At 71.6% G+C, this 22,427-nt stretch carries 18 protein-coding genes; 14 read left to right on the top strand and 4 right to left on the bottom strand.

Annotated elements, in window-relative coordinates; translation table 11 throughout:
• Positions 1-15 precede the first annotated feature (15 nt).
• The 3 genes from secD (at position 16) to ACETWP_RS07440 (ending at position 5,262) form a co-directional block, all read left to right on the top strand.
• The gene (gene secD, locus ACETWP_RS07450) at positions 16-1,737 is read left to right on the top strand and encodes a protein translocase subunit SecD (RefSeq protein WP_373971584.1); all 1,722 of its coding nucleotides are present in this window, start codon (positions 16-18) and stop codon (positions 1,735-1,737) included.
• The gene (gene secF / locus ACETWP_RS07445; RefSeq protein ID WP_373971583.1) at positions 1,730-2,719 is read left to right on the top strand and encodes a protein translocase subunit SecF; all 990 of its coding nucleotides are present in this window, start codon (positions 1,730-1,732) and stop codon (positions 2,717-2,719) included. The genes secD and secF overlap by 8 nt, the downstream gene beginning before the upstream one ends.
• A 230-nt stretch (positions 2,720-2,949) precedes the next feature.
• Positions 2,950-5,262, top strand: coding sequence for a RelA/SpoT family protein (locus ACETWP_RS07440; RefSeq protein WP_373971582.1), 2,313 nt, complete (start codon positions 2,950-2,952; stop codon positions 5,260-5,262).
• A gap of 91 nt (positions 5,263-5,353) precedes the next feature.
• Here the strand turns inward: ACETWP_RS07440 and ACETWP_RS07435 are convergent, their stop codons facing one another.
• Both ACETWP_RS07435 and ACETWP_RS07430 read right to left on the bottom strand, forming a co-directional pair.
• Entirely contained in the window at positions 5,354-5,944 is a 591-nt protein-coding gene (locus ACETWP_RS07435; protein WP_373971581.1) for a type IV toxin-antitoxin system AbiEi family antitoxin, read from the bottom strand.
• Positions 5,945-6,047: 103 nt separating this feature from the next.
• Entirely contained in the window at positions 6,048-7,781 is a 1,734-nt protein-coding gene (locus ACETWP_RS07430; RefSeq protein ID WP_373971580.1) for a DUF349 domain-containing protein, read from the bottom strand.
• Between the two features lie 225 nt (positions 7,782-8,006).
• Between ACETWP_RS07430 and hisS the strand changes: the two genes are divergently transcribed.
• Complete coding sequence (gene hisS, locus ACETWP_RS07425; RefSeq protein ID WP_373971579.1) at positions 8,007-9,347, top strand: histidine--tRNA ligase; 1,341 nt, start codon at positions 8,007-8,009, stop codon at positions 9,345-9,347.
• Positions 9,348-9,414: 67 nt separating this feature from the next.
• Here hisS and ACETWP_RS07420 read toward each other — a convergent pair whose 3' ends face one another.
• Complete coding sequence (locus ACETWP_RS07420) at positions 9,415-10,644, bottom strand: APC family permease (RefSeq protein ID WP_373971578.1); 1,230 nt, start codon at positions 10,642-10,644, stop codon at positions 9,415-9,417.
• Positions 10,645-10,796: 152 nt separating this feature from the next.
• Here ACETWP_RS07420 and aspS point away from each other — a divergent pair, with 152 nt between their 5' ends.
• The gene (aspS, locus tag ACETWP_RS07415) at positions 10,797-12,662 is read left to right on the top strand and encodes an aspartate--tRNA ligase (RefSeq protein ID WP_373971577.1); all 1,866 of its coding nucleotides are present in this window, start codon (positions 10,797-10,799) and stop codon (positions 12,660-12,662) included.
• A 169-nt stretch (positions 12,663-12,831) separates the two neighbouring features.
• Entirely contained in the window at positions 12,832-13,383 is a 552-nt protein-coding gene (locus tag ACETWP_RS07410) for a hypothetical protein (RefSeq protein WP_373971576.1), read from the top strand.
• A gap of 48 nt (positions 13,384-13,431) precedes the next feature.
• Here ACETWP_RS07410 and dtd read toward each other — a convergent pair whose 3' ends face one another.
• The gene (dtd, locus tag ACETWP_RS07405; RefSeq protein WP_373971575.1) at positions 13,432-13,869 is read right to left on the bottom strand and encodes a D-aminoacyl-tRNA deacylase; all 438 of its coding nucleotides are present in this window, start codon (positions 13,867-13,869) and stop codon (positions 13,432-13,434) included.
• Between the two features lie 117 nt (positions 13,870-13,986).
• Here dtd and ACETWP_RS07400 point away from each other — a divergent pair, with 117 nt between their 5' ends.
• The 8 genes from ACETWP_RS07400 to ACETWP_RS07365 all read left to right on the top strand — a co-directional run bounded on the left by ACETWP_RS07400 (position 13,987) and on the right by ACETWP_RS07365 (position 22,427).
• Positions 13,987-15,381 (top strand): replication-associated recombination protein A, encoded by a 1,395-nt coding sequence (locus ACETWP_RS07400; protein ID WP_373971574.1) that lies wholly within the window; start codon positions 13,987-13,989, stop codon positions 15,379-15,381.
• A gap of 169 nt (positions 15,382-15,550) precedes the next feature.
• Positions 15,551-16,177: a 30S ribosomal protein S4 gene (gene rpsD / locus ACETWP_RS07395; RefSeq protein ID WP_373971573.1), complete on the top strand. Its 627-nt coding sequence runs from the start codon at positions 15,551-15,553 to the stop codon at positions 16,175-16,177.
• Between the two features lie 137 nt (positions 16,178-16,314).
• Entirely contained in the window at positions 16,315-16,686 is a 372-nt protein-coding gene (locus tag ACETWP_RS07390; RefSeq protein WP_373971572.1) for a DUF948 domain-containing protein, read from the top strand.
• A gap of 15 nt (positions 16,687-16,701) precedes the next feature.
• Complete coding sequence (locus tag ACETWP_RS07385) at positions 16,702-16,956, top strand: hypothetical protein (protein WP_373971571.1); 255 nt, start codon at positions 16,702-16,704, stop codon at positions 16,954-16,956.
• Between the two features lie 60 nt (positions 16,957-17,016).
• Complete coding sequence (gene alaS, locus ACETWP_RS07380) at positions 17,017-19,698, top strand: alanine--tRNA ligase (protein WP_373971570.1); 2,682 nt, start codon at positions 17,017-17,019, stop codon at positions 19,696-19,698.
• 5 nt (positions 19,699-19,703) lie between these two features.
• Complete coding sequence (gene ruvX / locus ACETWP_RS07375; protein WP_373971569.1) at positions 19,704-20,219, top strand: Holliday junction resolvase RuvX; 516 nt, start codon at positions 19,704-19,706, stop codon at positions 20,217-20,219.
• 22 nt (positions 20,220-20,241) lie between these two features.
• Positions 20,242-21,564, top strand: coding sequence for an endolytic transglycosylase MltG (gene mltG / locus ACETWP_RS07370; RefSeq protein ID WP_373971628.1), 1,323 nt, complete (start codon positions 20,242-20,244; stop codon positions 21,562-21,564).
• Entirely contained in the window at positions 21,561-22,427 is an 867-nt protein-coding gene (locus tag ACETWP_RS07365) for a shikimate dehydrogenase family protein (RefSeq protein ID WP_373971568.1), read from the top strand. Before mltG ends, ACETWP_RS07365 begins: the two co-directional genes overlap by 4 nt.

Here is a 22,427-nt window from a genome sequence, read left to right as displayed (position 1 = left end):
GAAGAAAGACCCACGATGTCAACTAATGGCCCGATCAGGCACGCCCGGCGCGCCCTGCTGTGGCTCGGCGTGATCATGGTCGCCCTCAGTGCGCTTGTCGTCACCGGAGTCGCCACGGGGAACACCACCTGGGGGCCGAAGCTGGCCCTCGATCTCGAGGGCGGGACGCAGATGATCCTGGCCCCCGAGGTGGCGGGCGGCGCCGACGCCACCCAGGAGCAGCTCGACCAGGCGGTGGAGATCATCCGCCAACGCGTCGACGGTTCCGGCGTCTCGGAGGCGGAGATCACCACGCAGTCCGGGCGCAACGTCGTGGTCTCCATGCCCGGCACCCCGGACAGCAGGACCCGCGACCTGATCCAGGCCTCCGCGAACATGGAGTTCCGCCCGGTCATCGTCGCCGGGTCCTTCGGGGCCACGCCGGAGGAAAACCGGACGCCGCGGGACGAGCTCCCCGAGCCCACGGCCGAGCCGACGGACTTCTCCGACACCAACTGGGTCGACGCGGACCTCATGGCCGAGTTCGAGGCTTACGACTGCGAGGCGGAGCTGGCCGAACGGGGCGACTCGGTGAACGATCCCGAGCAGCCCATGATCGCCTGCGACCCCGGGACCTTCTCGAAGTACATCCTGGGACCGGTCGAGATCCCCGGCACCGACATCGCGGACGCGACCTTCGGGATGCAGCGCGGACAGCAGGGCTTCACCACGGGCCAGTGGGCCGTGAACCTGGAGTTCAACTCCGCCGGCGCCGCCAGGTTCAGCGACGTCACCCAGCGGCTCGTCACCATGGAGGGCGCGCAGAACCAGTTCGCGATTGTGCTCGACGGCCTGATCGTCTCCGCCCCGACCACGAACGCGGTCATCGCGGACGGCAAGGCCGAGATCTCCGGCTCCTTCACCGAGGAGTCCGCCAAGGCCCTGGCCGAGCAGCTGAAGTACGGTGCCCTGCCCATCAGCTTCGAGATCCAGAGCGAGCAGCAAATCTCCGCGACGCTCGGCGCCGACCAGCTCCGGATGGGACTCATCGCGGGACTCATCGGCCTGGGACTGGTCGGGTTGTACTCGTTCTTCCAGTACCGGATGCTCGGCCTGGTCACCATGGCTTCGCTCATCGTCGCCGGTGTGATGACCTACCTGGCGCTGGTGCTGCTGGGGTGGGCGCAGAACTACCGGCTCTCGCTCGCGGGCATCGCCGGCCTGATCGTGGCCATCGGCCTGACCGCCGACTCGTTCATCGTCTACTTCGAACGCGTCCGCGACGAGCTGCGCGACGGCCGCAGCCTGCCCTCCGCAGTCGAGACCGGATGGAAGCGCGCGAAGCGGACCATCATCGCCTCCAAGGCCGTCAACCTGCTCGCCGCCGTCGTCCTGTACCTGACGGCCGTCGGCAACGTGCGCGGCTTCGCGTTCACGCTCGGCCTGACGGCGGTCGCGGACCTCATCGTCGTCTTCCTCTTCACGCACCCCGTCCTCCAGTACCTCGCTCGGACCCGGTTCTTCGGCGAGGGACACCGCTGGTCCGGGCTGGACCCCTCCCTGCTCGGCGTGGAGCCGCTGTACCGCGGGGCCGGACAGGTCCGGCGCTACAAGGCCGACGCCGACACGGCCCGCACCAAGCGCAACGCCGGCTCCGCCCAGGAGGCCGAGCGGCGGCAGACCATCGCCGAGCGCCGCAAGGCGGCCGAGAACGTCCCGGCGGCGACCTCCTCGACGAAGGATTCCGACCATGGCTAATCTCGCAACGTGGGGCAACGAGCTCTACACCGGCAAGCGCTCCTACCCGTTTGTCTCCCACCGCCGGATCTGGTTCCTCCTCGCGGCCGCGCTGATCGCGCTCTCCGTCGTCGTCCCCGTCGTCAAGGGCGGGTTCAACCTGGGCATCGAATTCACCGGGGGTTCGGAGTTCACGGTCTCCGGCGTGCAGACCACGGACGTCGCGGTCGGCGAGGAGGCCGTCGTCGGCGTCGTCGCCGACCACGAGCCGACGGTGACGAACATCGCCCCGAACACCATGCGCATCCAGACGGAGCGCATGAGCGATGACGAGACGCTCGAGGTCGGCGCGTCCCTCGCCGCCGCCTACGGCGTCACACAGAACGAGGTCACCTCGACCTTCGTCGGGCCGTCCTGGGGACAGGACGTGTCGAAGCAGGCGCTCATCGGCCTGATCGTTTTCGTCGTGCTGGTGGCGCTGCTCATGGCTATCTACTTCCGGACCTGGAAAATGTCGCTGGCAGCGATCCTCGGCCTCTTCACGGTGGTGATCATCACCGCCGGCATCTACGCGCTCTCGGACTTCGAGGTGACGCCGTCGGCCATCATCGGGTTCCTCACGATCCTGAGCTACTCGCTCTACGACACGGTGGTCGTGTTCGACAAGATCAGGGAGAACACGGCGAACCTCTTCGACCAGTACCAGCGGACGTTCGAGGAGCAGGTCAACCTGGCCATCAACCAGACGCTCGTGCGCTCGATCAACACGTCCGTCGTGGCCGTGCTGCCGGTCGGCTCGATCCTGTTCATCGGGGCGTTCCTCCTCGGCGCCGGCACGCTGCGCGACCTCTCGTTGGCGCTCTTCGTGGGCATCATCGTGGGCACGCTGTGCACCATCTTCGTTCAGGCGCCGCTCTACGCGCTCTTGCGCGCCAAGGAGCCGGAGATCGTGCGCCACGACAAGCGCGTCATGGAACGCCGGGACGCCGCCGTCGCGGCCTAGGGCCGGCACGCCGGTCACGCGGACCTGCGGCCGGCACGGAGCCCAGCGGGGACGCAAGCCCACAGGGCGTGCGTCCCCGCCGTAGTTCGCCGACACGGCGCCCGCCCGCCACCGGGTGCTATAACCTTGATCTACCGTGATTTCATCTCCGGAAGCACCGGGGTGTCGGACGGCGAACAGCCCGTGCAGCGGAACCGCCTGCGGCACGATCGAGACCGAGAGGAGCCGCCTTGGCCGAACAGCCCGCATCCGCAGCTCCCGAGACTCCGCCCCCGGCCGCCGGGGCCGTTCCCGGGCGGCGCGAACGCACCATCACGCGACTCGCCCGGCTGGCCGGACGCAGCTCCTCGGGCCAGCCGCCCATTCTCGAGCCGCTGCTGCGCACGGTGCGCGCCAACAGCCCGCGGGAGCAGCTCGAACTGATCACGCGCGCCTACGCGGTGGCGGAGCGCTGCCACGAGGGTCAGAAGCGCAAGAGCGGGGACCCCTACATCACGCATCCGGTGGCCGTGGCGACCATCCTCGCGGAGATGGGCATGACCGGCACGACGCTCGCCGCGGCGCTGCTGCACGACACGGTGGAGGACACGGACTACTCCCTCGACGACCTGCGGCGCGACTTCGGCGCCGAGGTGGCCATGCTGGTGGACGGCGTGACCAAGCTGGACAAGGTCCAGTTCGGCGAGGCCGCGCAGGCGGAGACCGTCCGCAAGATGGTCGTGGCGATGGCCAAGGACATCCGCGTCCTGCTGATCAAGCTCGCCGACCGGTTGCACAACGCCCGGACCTGGCGCTACGTGTCCCAGGAATCGAGCGCCAAGAAGGCCCGGGAGACGCTGGAGATCTTCGCCCCGCTGGCCCACCGGCTCGGCATGAACACCGTGAAGTGGGAGCTCGAGGACCTGTCCTTCGCGGCGCTGCACCCGAAGGTGTACGAGGAGATCGTCCGGATGGTCGGCGACCGGACGCCCGAGCGCGAGAAGTACCTCGCCACCGTGCGCGCGCGGATCGCCGAGGACCTCAGCGAGTCCAAGATCAAGGCCACGATCACCGGGCGGCCCAAGCACTACTACTCCATCTACCAGAAGATGATTGTCCGCGGCAAGGAATTCGACGACATCCACGACCTCATGGGCGTCCGCGTCCTGGTCGACAGCGTGCGGGACTGCTACGCGACGCTCGGCGCCCTGCACGCGCGCTGGAACCCCCTTCCGGGGCGTTTCAAGGACTACATCGCGATGCCGAAGTTCAACATGTACCAATCGCTGCACACCACGGTGATCGGTCCGGGCGGCAAGCCCGTCGAGATCCAGATCCGCACGCACGACATGCACCGCCGGGCCGAGTACGGCGTGGCCGCGCACTGGAAGTACAAGAACCCCGGCAAGACCGAGGGCGCCGGCCCCGAGGGCTCGGACATGGGGTGGCTCCGGAGCCTGCTGGACTGGCAGCAGGAGACGCGCGACCCGGGCGAGTTCCTGGACTCGCTGCGTTTCGAGATCAACGCGGCCGAGGTCTTCGTTTTCACCCCCAAGGGCGAGGTCATGGCCCTTCCGGCCGGGTCGACGCCGGTGGACTTCGCGTACGCCGTGCACACGGAAGTCGGCCACCGCACCATCGGGGCACGCGTCAACGGCAAGCTCGTGCCCCTGAACAGCGAACTCCACCACGGCGACTGGGTGGAGATCTTCACGTCCAAGGCGGAGGGAGCCGGTCCGAGCCAGGACTGGCAGGGCTTCGTCAAGAGCGCACGGGCGCGCAACAAGATCCGCCAGTGGTTCACGAAGGAACGCCGCGAGGAGGCGATCGAGAAGGGCAAGGACCTCCTCACGAAGGCCCTGCGGAAGAACAATCTGCCGCTGCAGAAGCTGATGACGCACGACACGCTGACCGCCGTCGCGCACGAGTTGCGCCACCAGGACATCACCGCCCTCTACGCGGCCGTGGGCGACGGGCACACGTCCGCGCAGAACGTCATCGAGCACCTGACGGCGATGGTCGGACCGTCCCACGTGGACGAGGTCGACTTCGACGAGACGCCGTTGGTGCGGGACACCCAGCGCCACAAGACCGCGGACTCGGGAGTCATCGTCAAGGGCGCGGGCGAGGTGCTGGCCAAGCTGGCGCGCTGTTGCACGCCCGTCCCGCCCGACGAGATCCGCGGCTTCGTGACCCGGGGTTCCGGAGTGTCGGTGCACCGCGCGGATTGCACGAACCTGCACGCGCTGATGGACCAGCCCGAGCGCCTCGTCGACGTCGAATGGGCGCCCACGAAGTCCAGCGTCTTCCTAGTGGAGATCCAGGTGGAGGCCCTGGATCGGAAGTCGCTACTCTCGGACGTCACGCGGGTGTTGTCCGACAACCACGTCAACATCCTCGCCGCCAGCGTGACCACCACGCGCAACAGGGTGGCCATCTCCCGCTTCTCGTTCGAGATGGGGGACCCGAAGTACCTGCACCACGTCCTGAACGCCGTCCGGCGGATCGACGGCGTCTACGACGTCTACCGCACCACGTCCAACGCGGGCCAGCGCCGCAGCTAGCCAGCGGGCGCCCACCCGGCGCCGCAGCTGGACGGCCTGCGCCCAGCCAGCGCATCGCCCGTCCAGCGGCGGCCCGACTCGACGCCGCCTGCTAACCCGCGCCGGCCAACAGCTCCCGCACCAGACGCTGGGCCCTCTGGCGCCCCGGTCGCCGCGCCGTCTCCTCAACCAGCCGCAGCAGGTGGCCGGCCGTGCACCCCAGTCCCGGCGCGCCCACGAGGCGGGCCAAGGCCGGGCGCGCGTGCTCCTCGGCGCTGTGGAAGGCCACGTCGAGCGCGGTGCGCGCCGGGGAGGTGACCGGGACTCCGCCCAGCACGCGCCGGTCCGCCGGCAGCAGCCGCGCCTCGTTGAGCCGAACGGGGATCGGATCGCCGCCCAGCGTGGAGCGGTGGAACCGCGGGACCAGCACCTCCAGCTCCAGCGGCGCCGGGGCGCACCCGTAGATCCAGGCCGCCGTCAGCCGCCCCAGCGCTCCGCCGCGCAGCCGCGCTCCGGCCAGGGCGCCGGCCGCCGCCGACCGCAGTTCCGGCCCGTCGGCCGAGCCGGGCAGGACATACGCTCCCGGGAGAACCCGCCGCAGCACGCCGTCGGCCGCCATCGCCTGCAGCTCCACGGCCGTGTGGACGCCGCCGGCCGCGAGGATGCGCGGCGGGTCGGGACTTGCGGTGCCGGGATCGCTCATGGATCCACCCTGCCAAAGCGCGGCGGGACGCGACAGGGGGCTGGCACCGACTGTGGATATCGGTGTCCGCCCCCTGGGTGTGGGCCGCTGTGCGGCCCCGGGACTACTGGAAGTCCTGCGCGGACTTCCGGAGCGTCTCCAGCCACGCGCGGCGGGCCTCGAGTGCCTCCTCCGCCTCGCGGATCTTGCGGTCGTTGCCCTTGGCGCGGGCCTTCTCCAGATCGGACTCCAGCGCCTCGATGGTTTCCTCGAGCTGCGTCAGCATGCTGTTGCCGCGGGCCTTGGTCTCCGGGTTGGAGCGCTTCCACTGCTCGTCCTCGGCGGCCCGCACGGCGTCCTCGACCTGCCGCAGTCCGCCGTCCATGCGCTGCATCGCCGAACGCGGCACCTTGCCGGCAGCGTCCCAGCGGTCCCGGATGGACTCGAGGGCCTTCTTCGCGGCCGCCAGGTCCTTGATCGGGAGCAGTGCCTTGGCCTCTGCGAGGATCTGTTCCTTGGCCGCCAGATTGCCCTCGAACTCCTCGTCGAGCGCCTGGTTGGCCGACTGGCGGGCGTTGAAGAACACGTCCTGGGCCGCGCGGAACCGCGCCCAGAGTGCGTCGTCGTCCTTGCGCGAGGCCCGCTTGGAGGCCTTCCACTCGTCCATGAGATGGCGGTACTCGGCGGCCGTCGAACCCCAGTCGGTGGAGGTGGCGAGCTCCTCGGCCCGGGCGATCAGGGCCTCCTTTGTCGCCTTCGCCTCGGCGTTCTCCGCATCGAGCTGGGAGAAGAACGCGCGGCGGTGGCGGTCGAACGTGGTGCGGGCTCCGCGGAAGCGCTTCCAGAGCGCGTCCTCGGTCGCCCGGCCCAGCCGGGCACCGCCCTTCTGCGCCGTCTTCCACTGCTCGAAGAGTTCGTTCATCCGGTTGCTGCCGTGCTTCCACTGGACGGTGGAGGGGTCACGAGCGGCCAGTTCCTCGGCCTCGGCGACGATCGCCTCGCGGGCGGCGAGCTCCTCGGCGCGGTGCGCCTCCTGTGCCCGTCGCTCGGCCTTGTGCAGCTCCGCGACCTCACCGCGGACGACCTCGATGCGGGCCTCCAGGGCCCTGAGGTCGCCGACCATGCCGCGCGCGGCCACGGTCTCGGCGAGGTGGTCCAGCGTCTTGGACATGTCGGTGGTCGGCGCCTTGGCAGCGACGCGCTGCTCGAGCAGCAGCAGCTGGCTCACGACGTCGTCGTGCTTGCGCACGAAGTAGGCCAAGGCCTCCTGCTCCGTCGCGTCGGGGTACTGGCCGACCGGGTGCTCTTCGCCGTCGATGACGACGAAGACGTGGCCGTCCTCGGCGACGCGCGCGAACTTGGCGGCCTCGTCGAGCGGCGTGCTGTACGACGGCGGCGCCTGCACTGCCGGCGAGGAGGCCTTGGGCGCGCGGGTCTTCAGCGCCGACGGCGACGGGACGGACCCGCCGGGGCGGGGTCCCGCGGCCGGCTTCGGCGAGGGCGTCGGCCGGGCGGCCGGCGCGGGTGCCTCTTCGGCGGCGGGTTCCTCGGCGGCGGGTGCCTGTTCGGCGGCGGGTTCCTCGGCGGCGGGTGCCTGTTCGGCGGCGGGTTCCTCGGCGGCGGGTGCCTGTTCGGCGGCGGGTTCCTCGGCGGCGGGTGCCTGTTCGGCGGCGGGTTCCTCGGCTGCGGCCCGCTTCCCGTCCCGCCCGGTGGCATCGCCAGCCTCGCCGTCCGCGGGGGATTCGGCCTCCGCGGTGGAGTCGCCCACGACCGCGTTCGGGGTGTCCTCGACGAGGATCCCCTCCGCGGACTCGGTGGCGGACTGGTTGTGGTCGTCGGATTGCTGACTGATGGTCACCGCTGGAACTCTTTCGCTCGGATCCGTCCAGGAATTCCTCCCGGACACATGTTTCTCCCGTCACTTTACCGAGTCCCCACCGCCGCAGGTAGTTGGAGACCCGGCCGGTCGCGGTCCCGCGGGGCGGACACCTAGAATGGGGCAGTCGCCGCGGCGGCCTTCCGGACCGCCCTGGCGGCCTCCGTGCCGCCGCCCACACCCGCCCACCCAAGGAGTTATCGACCCATGGCACGCAAGGCCTCACTGTCCGGCTTTCCCGAATGGCTCCCGAACGAACGGCTCGTGGAACTGCACATCCTGGACACGCTGCGGAGGACCTTCGAGCTCCACGGGTTCGGCAACATCGAGACCCGTGCGGTCGAGACCGTCGGTCAGCTGCTGCGCAAGGGCGAGATCGACAAGGAGGTCTACGGCCTGAGCCGGCTTCAGGGCGAGGACGCCGAGCGGCCCGGGGCGGACCCGCACGGCCTGGCCCTGCACTTCGACCTCACCGTCCCGTTCGCGCGCTACGTCGTCGAGAACGCCGGCCACCTGGCGTTTCCCTTCCGCCGCTACCAGATACAGAAGGTCTGGCGCGGCGAGCGGCCCCAGGACGGCCGCTTCCGTGAATTCACGCAGGCCGACATCGACGTCGTCGGCGACGGCGAGCTGCCGTTCCGCTACGACGTGGAGCTGGCGCTGGTGATCGCCGAGGCCCTCGCCGCGCTGCCCATCGGCGACTTCAAGGTGCGCGTGAACAACCGGAAACTCGCCGAGGGCTTCTACCTTGGTCTGGGGCTCCAGGACACGGCCGGGGTGCTGCGCAGTATCGACAAGCTGGACAAGATCGGTCCCGCCAAGGTCGCCGCGCTGCTGCGCGACGAGCTGGGAGCCACCGAGGATCAGGCCGCGGCGGCGCTCGCGCTGGCCGCCATCCGCACCGAGGACACGTCGTTCGTGGAGCGGGTCCGCTCCCTCGGCGTCAGCCACCCGCTGCTGGAGCAGGGGCTCGACGAACTGGCCCAGGTCGTCGCCGCGGCCGCCGAGCGCGCGCCGGGCCGGGTGGTCGCCGACCTGAGCATCGCGCGGGGGCTCGACTACTACACCGGGACCGTCTACGAGACGGTCCTGGTCGGCCACGAGCAACTCGGATCCATCTGCTCCGGGGGTCGCTACGAATCGCTGGCCACCAAGGGCAACCGCACGTTCCCGGGCGTCGGCCTCTCGATCGGCGTCAGCCGACTCGTCTCCCGGCTGCTCGCGGAGGGCACCGCCGTCGCCACCCGCGACGTCCCCACGGCCGTCCTGGTCACCCTGGCCGACGACCGGTCCTGGTCAGCGGCGCAGGACGTCGCCGGCCTGCTGCGCGGCCGCGGCATCGCCGTCGAGGTCGCCGCCAAGGCGGAGAAGTTCGGTAAGCAGATCAAGTACGCGGACCGCCGCGGCATCCCGTTCGTCTGGTTCACGGCGCCCGACGGTTCCCACGAGGTCAAGGACATCCGCAGCGGCGAACAGGTGTCCGCGGATCCCGCCTCCTGGGCCCCGCCCGCCGAGGACCTCGTCCCGCGCGTGGTCGCCGGGTCCTAGCGCTCGGCCCGTCCGCTCCGCAGGGAACGGTTCGTCCGGTCCGCGGGAGGCGGTTTCCCCGGCGCGGCTAGCGGCGGCGCGTGACGAGCGCGCGCCCCGCACAGCCGGCGGCGAAGACCGCGAGCATCGCCACGACGCTGCGCCAGGGCAGTGTCAGCGCCAGCAGCAGGCAGGCCGCGCCGCCGGCGGCATTGAGCCAGCGGGGGGAGTACCAGGGCCGCGAGCCCAGGGTCAGCGCCGAGGCGTTGGCGACCGCGTAGTAGACCAGCACGCCGAAGCTCGAGAACCCGATGATCGTGGTGACGTCGCTCGTGACCAACAGCACCGAGACCGCCGCCGCCACGGCGACCTCCGCGACCCACGGGACATGGTGCCGCCGCCCCACCCGTGCCAGGACCGCGGGGAGGTCGCCCTCCCGCGCCATGGCCAGGGCCGTGCGGGAGATGCCGGCCACGAGCGCCAACAGGGCGCCGAGTGCCGCCAGCGCCGCCCCGGCCGCCGCCACCCACGCCGGCGCGCCGAGCAGCACGACGGCGTCGCGCACCGGAGCCGCGGCCGCGGCCAGGCCGCCCAGGCCGAGCAGGCGCACGAGTCCCCAGGCCAGCCCGGCGTAGAGGACCAGCGTGACGCCGAGCGCGGCCACGATCGCGAGCGGAACGGTCCGTTCGGGATCCCTCACCTCTTCTCCCAGCGTGGCGATGCGCGCATAGCCGGCGAAGGCGAAGAAGAGCAGCGCTGCCGCCTGAGGCACCGACCACGGAGCCGGCGGATCGATGGGCTGGGCGGCGGTCGCCGAGGCCGAGGCGAGGGCGCCGACGACCACGAAAACCAGCAGCCCGACGACGGGGGCCACGAGGATCCGCGCCGCCGCGGCCGTGCGCGTGATGCCGAGGAGATTCACCGCCGCCACCGCCGCGACCGCGCCCACGGCCAGAGCCGTGGCGTGGCCGGGGGCCGCGTACAGCCCGACGGTGTAGGCCATGGCGGCGCAGGATGCCGTCTTGCCCGTGACGAAGCCCCACCCGGCGATGAAGCCCGGCCACGGGCCCAGCTGCCGGCGGCCGTAGAGGTACGCGCCGCCGCTGGAGGTGTGGACCGTGGCCAGGGCCGCCACGGCCAGCGCGTTGGCCACCGCCACGAGAGCCGCGGCCAGCAGCGCCAGCCAGAGCAGTTCGCCGGCGCGGGAGGCGGCCGGGGACAGCACGACGAACACGCCCGCCCCCACCATGGATCCCACGCCGAGCGTCGTCGCGTCCCAGGCGCCGAGGGTCCGCTTCAGGGGCGGGGTTGCAGGCACTGGATCCTCCCGTGGTGTCCACGCCCGCCGCACGGGCTTGATTCCGGCGGCCGTCGGGCGACCGGTAAACTCGTTCGAGATCGATCTAAACACACAGCGCCACGCCCCGCCCCGCGCCGGGCGCGGACGCTTCCCCCTCCGAAAGGACCGCAGTGCTGCGCACTCACGACCTGGGCACCCTCAGGGCCGAGCACATTGGACAGACCGTCACCCTCGCAGGCTGGGTCGCCCGCCGCCGCGACCACGGAGGCGTCGCGTTCCTGGACCTCCGCGACGCCTCGGGCGTGGCGCAGATCGTCGTGCGCGACGAGGCGGACTTCCACCACCTGCGCAACGAGTTCGTCCTGCAGGTCAGCGGGACCGTGGAGCGCCGCCCGGAGGGCAACGAGAACCCGGCGCTGTCCACGGGCGAGGTGGAGATCATCGCCGAGACCGTCACCGTGCTCAACGCGGCCGCGCCGCTGCCGTTCCAGATCGACGAGCACGTCGAGGTCGGCGAGGAGGCGCGCCTGCGCCACCGCTACCTGGACCTGCGCCGCCCGGCGCCCAGCGCCAACATCCGCCTGCGCTCCGAGGCCAACCGCGTCGCGCGCGAACTGCTGCACCGCGAGGGGTACATCGAGATCGAGACGCCGACGCTGACGCGTTCGACCCCGGAGGGAGCCCGCGACTTCCTGGTGCCCGCGCGCCTGGCCCCCGGCTCCTGGTACGCCCTGCCGCAGTCGCCGCAGCTGTTCAAGCAGCTGCTGCAGGTGGGCGGCTTCGAGAAGTACTACCAGATCGCCCGCTGCTACCGCGACGAGGACTTCCGCGCGGACCGCCAGCCGGAGTTCACCCAGCTGGACATCGAGGCGTCGTTCGTCGAGCAGGACGACGTGATCGCGCTGGGCGAGAACATCGTCAAGGCGCTGTGGCAGCTGATCGACGTCGAGATCCCGACGCCCATCCAGCGCATCACCTACCGCGACGCCATGGCCCGCTACGGGTCGGACAAGCCCGACCTGCGCTTCGGACTGGAGCTGACCGAGCTGACGGAGTTCTTCAAGGACACGACGTTCCGCGTGTTCCAGTCCGCCTACGTGGGCGCCGTGGTGATGCCCGACGGCGCATCCCAGCCGCGCCGCACGCTCGACGCGTGGCAGGAGTTCGCCAAGCAGCGCGGCGCGAAGGGCCTGGCCTACGTGCTCGTCCAGGAGGACGGCTCGCTGACCGGACCGGTCGCGAAGAACCTCTCCGACACCGAGCGGGAGAACCTCGCCGCGGCCGTCGGCGCGAACCCCGGCGACTGCATCTTCTTCGCGGCCGGCGCGCGCAACGAGTCGCGGGCCATCCTCGGCGCCGTCCGCGTCGAAATCGGCCACCGCACCGGCCTCATCAAGGACGGCGACTGGGCCTTCGTCTGGGTCGTCGACGCACCGTTGTTCGAGGCCGCGTCCGACGCGGTCGCGTCCGGCGACGTCGCGGTCGGCTCCGGCCAGTGGACCGCCGTGCACCACGCGTTCACGTCCCCGAAGCCGGAGTTCATGGACACGTTCGACACCGACCCGGAGAACGCGCTGGCGTACGCCTACGACATCGTCTGCAACGGCAACGAGATCGGTGGCGGTTCCATCCGTATCCACCAGGGCGACGTCCAGGAGCGCGTGTTCCGGATGATGGGCATCGACGCCGAGGCGGCGCAGGAGAAGTTCGGCTTCCTGCTCGAGGGCTTCAAGTACGGGGCGCCGCCGCACGGCGGAATCGCCTTCGGCTGGGACCGCGTGGTGCAGCTGATGACGGGCTCCGACTCGATCCGCGACGTCATCGCGTTCCCGAAGACCGGTGGCGGATTCGACCCGCTGACGGCTGCGCCGGCGCCGATCACCGCGCAGCAGCGCAAGGAGGCCGGCGTCGACTCGAAGCCCGAGGCGAAGCGGGACGGGGCGAAGCGGGACGGGGCCGCGTCCGACGCGGCGTCCGACGCGGCGTCCGACGCCTCCACGTCCGCCGCGAAGCAGGGGGCCGCGGCCGCCAAGTAGCCGGCCGGGCCGCGCACGCCGTGGCCGGCACCCCGTTCCGGTCCGCCCGCCGGGTCGGTCCCCATTGCACCGCTCGTTCCATCAGTACGACGCCGGGGCGCGCACCACGCGGTGCGCGCCCCGGCGTCGTCGTAGGTGGGGGTTGCGGCGCGGGTGGCACACTGTCCGGATGGAAGACCGCACGTCGGTGGCCGCCGTTGCCGCCGCCTACCACCGCTACCACCTCCTCGCCTTCTCCGACGTGCGCGCCGAGAGGCTGGCGTCGGACGGGCTGCTCTGGTCCGCGGACCGGATCGCGGAGGTCCTCTGGCACGAACCCGACCTGGAGGTGGTGCTGGATCTCCTGGACGCCCTGGTGCACCACAGCGACGACGCCGGATTCCTCGGCTTCGTCGGCGCCGGACCCCTGGAGGACGCGCTGGGCCGGCGCGCGGACGCCGCGGAGGCCTTCGACGCCCGCTGCGCCGCGGATCCGGTCTGGCGCCAGGCCGCGGCCAGCGTCTGGGTTCGCGAGGACGTCTGGCTCGGACTGCCCGCACTGCTGGCCGGGATCGTGACCAACATCGACCGCGAGGACGGCGGCATCCCGGGAACGCGCCCTCCCGCCGGGCTGCAGGTCCCCCGGAAGCCCCGGCGCAGGCGCGGCAAGCCCCGCTGGGAGGACCGCGCTGCCGGGCAGCCGGAACACGAGGAGCCCGGTCCATGGGCCCCGGACCTCTAGCGCCCCGGAACTTGAGGGCTCCGGAACTTGAGGGCCCCGGGACACGCGCTACGGCAGGTCCGAGGTGTCCACGATCAGGGTGAACGGCCCGCTGTTGACGAGCGAGACCTCCATCGCCTCGCCGAACGCGCCGGTCTCGACGGCCGCGCCGAGCGTCCGCAGGCACCGGACGAACTCCTCGTACAGCGGCTCGGAGAGGTCGCGGCCGGCGGCCGCGGTCCACGAGGGACGGCGGCCCTTGCGCACGTCGCCGTAGAGCGTGAACTGGGAGACCACCAGCAACGGCGCCCCGGCCGCATGGCAGGATTGCTCGTCCGCGAGCATCCGGAGGTGCCAGATCTTCTCGGCCAGCTTCGCGGCCTCGCCCGGCCCGTCGTCCCGATGGACGCCGAGCAGGACAAGCAGTCCCGGCCCGTCGATCCGCCCGACGATCCGCCCGTCCACGGACACGGATGCCCTCGACACCCGCTGTGCCACCGCCTTCATCCCCGACTCCCCGCTTCCCGCCGCACCGGACCCCGGGCGGACGGATCGAGTGTATGCGACGTCCCGTTCGCGGGCGCGAAGGCGCGTGATGCCGCGGCGGACGGTAGGTTGGGTGGCGTGAGTGATCTGTTCAGCCTGGACGACAACGACGACGAGGAGCGGCCCGGCGACGGCCCGGCCGACCCCGGCGCCGGCCGCCGCCCGCGGGCCCCGCTGGCCGTGCGCATGCGGCCGCGGTCGCTGGACGAGATCGTCGGCCAGTCCCACCTGCTCAGGCCCGGGTCGCCCCTGCACCAGCTGGCCGGGGCCGCCACCACCGGCCCCGCGGGGCTCTCGAGCCTCATCCTCTGGGGTCCGCCGGGCACCGGCAAGACCACGCTGGCGCACGTGATCGCGCGCGGGCCCGGGCGGAAGTTCGTGGAGCTCTCGGCGATCACGGCGGGCGTCAAGGACGTGCGACGGGTGATGGACCAGGCGCTGTCGGACCGGGACCTGCGCGGCACCACCACCGTGCTTTTCCTCGACGAGATCCACCGGTTCAACAAGGCCCAGCAGGACGCGCTGCTGCCCGGCGTGGAGAACCGCTGGGTGGTCCTCGTCGCCGCGACCACCGAGAACCCCTCGTTCTCGGTCGTCGCGCCCCTGCTGTCCCGGTCGCTGCTGCTCACGCTGAAGCCCCTGGAGGAGGGGGACATCCGCGCCCTCGTGCTCCGGGCCGTCGACGACGAGCGCGGGCTCGCCAGCACCGTGCGCCTCGAGGAGGACGCGCTGGACCACCTGGTGAAACTCTCCGGCGGGGACGCCCGCCGGTCGCTGACCGCGCTGGAGGCCGCGGCCGGCGTCGCCTGGGGCGAGGCCGACGCGGGCGAGGGCACCATCACGGTCACCACCGCGCACGCGGAGCGGGCCATGGACGCCGCCGTCCAGCGCTACGACCGCGCCGGGGACCAGCACTACGACGTCATCAGCGCGTTCATCAAGTCCATCCGGGGATCCGACGTCGACGCAGCGCTGCACTACCTGGCCAAGATGCTCGAGGCGGGGGAGGACCCGCGGTTCATCGCCCGGCGGCTGATGATCAGCGCGTCCGAGGACATCGGCATGGCGGACCCCACGGCGCTGCAGACGGCGGTGGCGGCCGCGCAGGCCGTCCAGCTCATCGGGATGCCGGAGGGCCGCATCATCCTCGGCCACGCGGTGGTCCACCTGGCCACCGCCCCGAAGTCCAACGCCGCGTACAACGGCATCAACGCCGCCGTGGCCGACGTCCGCGCGGGACGCGGGCAGGGCATCCCCGCGCATCTGCGGGACGCGCACTACCCGGGCGCCGGGCAACTGGGCCACGGGAAGGGCTACGTCTACTCGCACGACGAGCCGCACGGGATCGCGCGCCAGCAGTACGTCCCCGACGACCTCGTGGGGCGGGACTACTACACCCCGACCGCCAACGGGGCCGAGCGCGGCATCGGGGAGCGGCTCGCACGGATCCGGCGGATCGTCCGCGGCAAGTAGCCGGTGGTAGGCTAGACCCTTGGCTGGCAAGCCGTTCCCCTCTGGTGCCCTCGGGCCCGGCGTTCCGACGCGTGGGGTTCGCGCTGCAGGACACGGGGAAGCGACTTCCCCCCACTCTCCATCATGGAGGCCAGGCTCATACAGTCGCCGACAGAAAAGAAGGACACCAGTGGCTAACAACACCCGTGCCCGCCGCAAGGTCCGCATCTCGCGTGCCCTCGGCATCGCCTTGACCCCCAAGGCCGAAAAGTACATGGAACGCCGTCCGTATGGCCCCGGCCAGCACGGACGCGCCCGCAAGAAGCAGGACAGCGACTACGCGGTGCGTCTGCGCGAAAAGCAGCGTCTGCGCGCACAGTACGGCATCCGCGAGGCCCAGATGGCCCGCGCCTTCGAGGAAGCCAAGCGCACCCCCGGCCTGACCGGCGAGAACCTCGTCGAGCTGCTGGAAATGCGTCTGGACGCCCTGGTGCTGCGTGCCGGCTTCGCCCGCACCATCTCCCAGGCCCGCCAGCTCGTGGTGCACCGCCACATCGTCGTCGACGGCCAGCGCGTCGACCGCCCGTCGTTCCGCGTGGCCGAGGGCCAGCTGATCCACGTGCACGAGCGCTCCGAGACCATGGTGCCCTTCCAGGTCGCCGCGGCCGGCGCCCACCGCGACGTCCTCCCGGCCGTCCCGGGCTACCTCGATGTCACGCTCGAGAAGCTGCAGGCCCGCCTCGTGCGCCGCCCGAAGCGCTCGGAGGTCCCCGTGACCTGCGAAGAGAACCTCGTCGTCGAGTACTACGCCCGCTAGTCCCGGCCACCCCCGGGTCGGCGTAGAACCGATCACCACCAGAGAGCCCGCGGCCCGTGGCCGCGGGCTCTCTGGTACCCGCCGCCGTTCGGTAGGGTGGGTAACCGACAATGGCACCGATTCGAGGAGCAGCACATATGACCGGGTCCGACATCGCCGGCCTCATCGCCGCAGGCGTGTTCGCAGTGCTGGTGGCACTGCTCGCCATTCCCGTCTGGAAGCTCGGAAAGGTCTTCGACGAGCTCCGCCATGCCGTCCGCGAGATCTCCGACGGCACCAGCCCGCTGCTGGACGAGGTGACCACCACCGTCGCCACCACCAACGAGCAGCTGCGCAAGGTGGACGGCATCACCAACAACGTCTCGGACGCGTCGGCGAACATCACCGCGCTGTCCTCCCTGGCGGCGTCGGTCCTCGGCTCGCCCCTCATCAAGGTCGCCGCCTTCAGCCACGGCGTCCGCGCCGCCCTCAACGCACGGACGGACGGCAAGGGCCGCCGCAGCCGCTAGAAAGGCCGAATCACCATGGTAAAGAAGATATTCTGGGTTGGCATCGGCATCGGCATCGGTGCGCTGGCCGTGCGCAAGCTCGGCGAGGTCCGCAACGCGGCGAGCACGGACGGCCTGAACCGCGCCGTGGCCCGCATCGTCGACGGCCTGGCGGACACGGCGGACGCCTTCCGCGAGGGCATGACCGGCCGCGAGGTCGAGTTGCGCGCGGCCTTGGGACTCTCCGATGCCGGGCAGGACACGGCCCACGCGCCGACGCACCGCCGCTAGGGCCCCGCCGGGGACCCGCGCACACACTCAACGCAGCCGCTCGAAGGGATCACGGAACACATGAAATCGCAGGACATCGCCCGCCGGTGGATTGACTTCTTCGTCGCGAAGGACCACACCGCCGTGCCCAGCGCCTCGCTGATTTCCAGCGACCCCTCGCTGCTGTTCACCGTGGCCGGCATGGTGCCGTTCATCCCGTACCTCACCGACCGCGAGAAGGCTCCCTACCAGCGGGCGGCCAGCATCCAGAAGTGCATCCGCACGGGTGACATCGACGAGGTCGGCAAGACCGTGCGCCACGGCACCTTCTTCCAGATGTGCGGCAACTTCTCCTTCGGGGACTACTTCAAGGAAGGCGCCATCGCCTACGCTTGGGAGCTGCTCACCACCCCGGTCTCTGACGGCGGCTTCGGACTGCCCGCCGAGCGCCTGTGGGTCACCGTCTACCACGAGGACGAGGAGGCCCTGGCGATCTGGCGCGACCGGATCGGCGTGCCCCCCGAGCGCATCCAAAAGCTCGGCAAGAAGGACAACTACTGGTCCACCGGACAACCCGGCCCCGCCGGCCCGTGCTCGGAGATCTTCTACGACCGCGGGCCCGAGTACGGCATCGAGGGCGGGCCGGAGGCCGACGACACGCGCTACATCGAGATCTGGAACCTGGTCTTCATGCAGTACCAGCGCGGCGAGGGCACGGGCAAGGACGACTTCGAGATCCTCGGCGAGCTGCCCAAGAAGAACATCGACACCGGTCTGGGCCTCGAGCGCCTCGCGATGATCCTGCAGGGCGTCGAGAACATGTACGAGACGGACCAGGTCCGCCCCGTCCTGGACCGGGCCGCCGCGCTGTCCGGGCGCGAGTACACCAGCACCGAGGATCCGCGGGATCCGCACCACGTGGACGACGTGCGCCTGCGCGTCGTGGCCGACCACGTCCGGTCCGCCCTCATGCTCATCTCCGACGGCGTGACGCCCTCCAACGAGGGACGCGGGTACGTGCTCCGCCGGCTCATCCGCCGCGCCGTGCGCGCCATGCGCCTGCTCGGCGTCGACACCGCCGTGCTCCCCGAGCTGCTGCCGGTCTCGCGCGACGCCATGAAGGGCGTCTACCCCGAGGTGGAAACCGACTTCGGGCGCATCTCGCGCATCGCCTACGCGGAGGAGCGCGCCTTCCTCCGGACCATCACCAGCGGCACCGCCCGCCTGGACGAGGCCGTCGCGAGCTCCCGCGCCGCCGGCCGGGCGCTCTCCGGCGAAGACGCCTTCACCCTGCACGACACCTACGGCTTCCCGATCGACCTGACGCTGGAGATCGCCGGCGAGGCCGGCCTGGCGGTGGACGAGGAGCGCTTCCGCTCCCTGATGCTCGAGCAGCGCCAGCGCGCGCAGCAGGACGCGCGGCAGAAGAAGGCCGGCCACGCCGACCTGACCGTCTTCGGGCAGCTCAACGCCGCGGGGTCCACCGTGTTCACGGGCTACGACGAGCTCACCACCGAGTCCAGCGTCCGCGGGATCGTCCGCGGCGGCGAGCTGGTCCCGTTCGCCGCCCAGGGCGAGGAGATCGACCTGGTGCTGGAGGCGACCCCGTTCTACGCCGAGGCGGGCGGCCAGGCCGCCGACGTCGGACTGATCACCGGCGACGGCTTCGTCGTGGAGGTGCTCGACGTGCAGGCACCGGTCAAGGGGCTGAGCGTGCACCGCGCGGTCGTCCGCGAGGGCGAGCTGCCGCAGGAGGCGCGCGTCCTCGCCGAGGTGGACCGCCAGCGGCGGCACTCGGGGGAGCAGGCCCACTCGGGAACGCACATCATCCACGCGGCCCTCCACCAGATCCTCGGGCCGGACGCCCTGCAGAGCGGCTCGTTCAACAAGGCCGGCTACCTGCGCTTCGACTTCAGCTGGGGCGAGGGCCTCAGCGGAGCCGCGCGCAGCGAGGTCGAGGAGGTCGCCAACCTGGCGATCCGCAACGACTTCGGCGTGCAGACGCGCACCATGGCCCTGGACGACGCGAAGGCGCTCGGCGCCACGAGCCTCTTCGGGGAGAAGTACGGCAACAGCGTGCGCGTCGTGGAGATCGACGGCGCCTGGTCGCGCGAGCTGTGCGGCGGCACCCACGTGGGATCGACCGCCCAGATCGGCACGCTGACCCTGCTGGGCGAGCAGTCCGTCGGCTCGGGCAACCGCCGCGTGGAGGCCCTCGTCGGCATGGAGGCCTTCCGCCACGGCGCCGCGGAGCGCGCCCTCGTCAGCGAGCTGACCGAGATGTTCCGCGTGCCCTCCAACCAGCTGTCCGAACGGATCCAGTCCACCGTCGCGCGGCTCCGCGCCGCGGAGAAGGAGCTGGAGAAGCTCCGCCGCGACCAGCTCGCGGCCCGCGCCGGGGAGCTGGTGGCGCAGGCCACGGACGTCTCCGGGATCCGTGTCCTGGCGCACGACGCCGGCGCCGTCGGCTCGGCCGACGACCTCCGCGGGCTCGCGCTGGACCTGCGCGGACGCCTCGGCACCGGGGCGGCCGCGGTCGCGGTCACGGGCGTCGCCAACGCGCGCCCGCTCGTGCTCGTCGCCACCAACGAGGCCGCGCGCGCGGCCGGCGTCAAGGCCGGGGCGCTCGTGCGCACGGCGGCCGGCATCCTCGGTGGCGGAGGCGGCGGCAAGGACGACGTCGCCCAGGGCGGCGGCCAGGACGCGACCAAAACGGCCGAGGCACTGTCCGCCGTCGTCCGGCAGATCGCGGAGAGGGCCTGATCGAGATGGCGGGCGACGACTTCCGGCGCGGTGTGCGGTTGGGGGTCGACGTCGGCCTCGTCCGGGTCGGGGTCGCCGTGTGCGACCCCGACGGGATGCTCGCCACGCCGCTGCGCACGCTGAAGCGCGACGCGAAGAAGAACCACGACCTGCGCCTGCTCGCGGACCTCGCGGTGGAGCGCGAGGCCATCCAGGTCTACGTGGGTCTGCCCCGTTCGCTCGGCGGCGGCGAGACGGCGTCCACGCGCATGGCGCGGGACTACGCACAGTCCCTCGCCGAGCGGCTGCGGTCCGCGGGCTCCGGGGCCACCGTTTGGCTCGTGGACGAGCGCCTGACGACCGTGTCGGCGCACCGCTCGCTGCGCGAGGCGGGGCTCGACGGCAGGAAACACCGGCAGGTCGTTGACCAGGTCGCCGCGGCGGATATCCTTCAACATGCCCTGAATATGCAAAAATCACTTAAGCGCGACGTGGGGGTCGCCGTCGAGTGCGACTCCCGTCCGGCAACGGACCAGACCTGAAGGACGGCTGCCGGTGAACGACATGCACTCCGAGTATCCCGAGCGGACTCCGCGACGTGCCGCGGGCGCCCCGGCCGGCGCGGGGGACCCCGGCGCGGGTGCGCCGTTCCGCGGTCCCGGGCACGACGCCGGGGAACCGCACTTCGCCGACTCCGGCCAGGGGGCGGCCGAGACCGGGTACGGGGACCGCTGGGACGAGGGAGAGGTCTACGAGGAGGACCACGACGAGGGCCCGGCCGGGCGCCTGCTGACGTCCCCCGGCGCGCCGACCCACCTCCGCAAGCGCCGCAGGCGCCGGCGCAACATCGTGATGCTCGTCGTCCTGGGCGTGTTCGCCCTGGCGATCACCGGCATCGTCGTGTTCCTCCAGGGCCTGCTCGGACCCGTGGAGAAGGACGACTACACCGGCGCGGGCGACGGCGAGGTCACGTTCACGGTCGAACAGGGCTGGGGGCCGCTGCAGATCGGGCGCGCGCTGGAGGAGCAGGACATCGTCGCCAGCCAGCAGCTCTTCCTCGAGGCCATCCAGGAGGTCGAGTCCGACTCGAAGGTGATCCACCCCGGCGACTACGAACTCAAGTACCGGATGCCCGCGCTGTCGGCCGCGGGGATCATGGTGGGCACCGGGGGCGAGCGGGTCAGCTACGTCGCGATCCGGCAGAACGTGCGCACCGACGCGGTGTTCGAGGAGATCAACAAGGCCACCGGCATCCCCATCTCGGAGCTCGAGCAGCTCTCGGCGCAGCCCGAGAAGTTCGGGCTCGAGCCCCCGGTGCGGAACCTGGAGGGTTTCCTGCACCCGGGCGAGTACCGCTTCCCGGTGGACACCGACGCCGCGGGCGTCCTGCAGCTGATGGTCGACGCGACCCTGAAGGAGCTGACCGACCAGGGCGTCACCGACCCGACGGAGCAGTACCGCATCCTGAAGATCGCGAGCATCCTGCAGGCGGAGGCCCGTCCCGACGACTACCCCGTCGTCGCCGGGGCGCTCGAGAACCGGCTCGCGCCGGGCAACACGGAGACGGGCGGCCTCCTGCAGGTCGACTCGGCCGTCATCTACGGCCTGAAGCGCTATTCGCTGCAGTTCACGACCGATGAGAAGAACGACGCGGAGAACAGGTACAACACCTACGTCCATCCCGGCCTGCCGCCGACGCCCATCGGCTCGCCCGCGGACACCGCGATCGAGGCGGCCATCGCCCCGGACGAGAACGACTACTACTACTGGGTCACCGTGGACACCACGACGGGCGAGACGAAGTTCGCGGAGACCTACGAGGAGCACCGCGTGAACCAGAACGAGTTCCGCGCCTGGTGCGAGGCCAACCCGGACATCTGCAAGTGACGCCCGGCGGCCGGGCCGCCGTCTTCGGCCGGCCCATCGGCCACTCGAAGTCGCCCGCGCTGCACCGCGCCGCCTACGCGGCCCTGCGGCTGGACATCTCGTACGAGCCGATCGACGCCGGCGCGGACGACGCCGACGCGCTGGCACGGCGGCTCCGCACCGAGCCCGGATGGCGCGGGGCCTCCGTCACCATGCCGCTCAAGCACGCCATGGTGCCGCTCATGGACAGCGTCTCGGCGCGCGTCGGGCGGCTCGGGGCGCTCAACACGATCGTCGTCGGCGGCGCCCCCGGGCACCCGACACTGCGCGGGGAGAACACCGACGTCGAGGGCATCGTGCGGGCGCTGAACGACGCCGGGGCACGCGGCGTGCGGCGCGTCGCGATCCTCGGCGCCGGCGGCACCGCGACGGCCGCCACCGAGGCCGCGTCCCTGCTCGGCGCGCGGTCCGTCGACTTCGCCGTGCGGTCGCTCCCGCGCGCCGCAGGCTGCCTCGCCCTCGCGGACCGGCTCGGGCTCGCCGCCGAGGCCATCGACCCGTCCGAGGCCGGGCTCCGGATGCCAGGCTACGACGCCGTCATCTCGACGCTCCCGGCGGGCGCCGCCGACCCCCTGCTGCCCGTCCTGCGCGTGGACAGCATCCGTCCGGGCACGGCCCTGCTGGACGTCATCTACGACCCGTGGCCCAGCGAGCTGGCCCGCTCCTGGGAGGCGGCCGGCGGCCGCGTCGCCGGCGGGCTGTCCATGCTGGTCCACCAGGCGGTGGAACAGGTCAGGCTGTTCACGGGCGGTGGCGAACGCGACTGGGCGGGTGTCACAAACGTGATGTGTGACGCAGTGGGGCTCCCGCGCCCCGCTGCCTAG

This window comes from Arthrobacter halodurans (assembly GCF_041877255.1).
Classification (GTDB): Bacteria; Actinomycetota; Actinomycetes; order Actinomycetales; family Micrococcaceae; genus Arthrobacter_N; species Arthrobacter_N halodurans.
The sequence above is the reverse complement of the archived record's forward strand: the minus strand, read 5'-3'. Positions and strand labels throughout refer to the sequence as shown.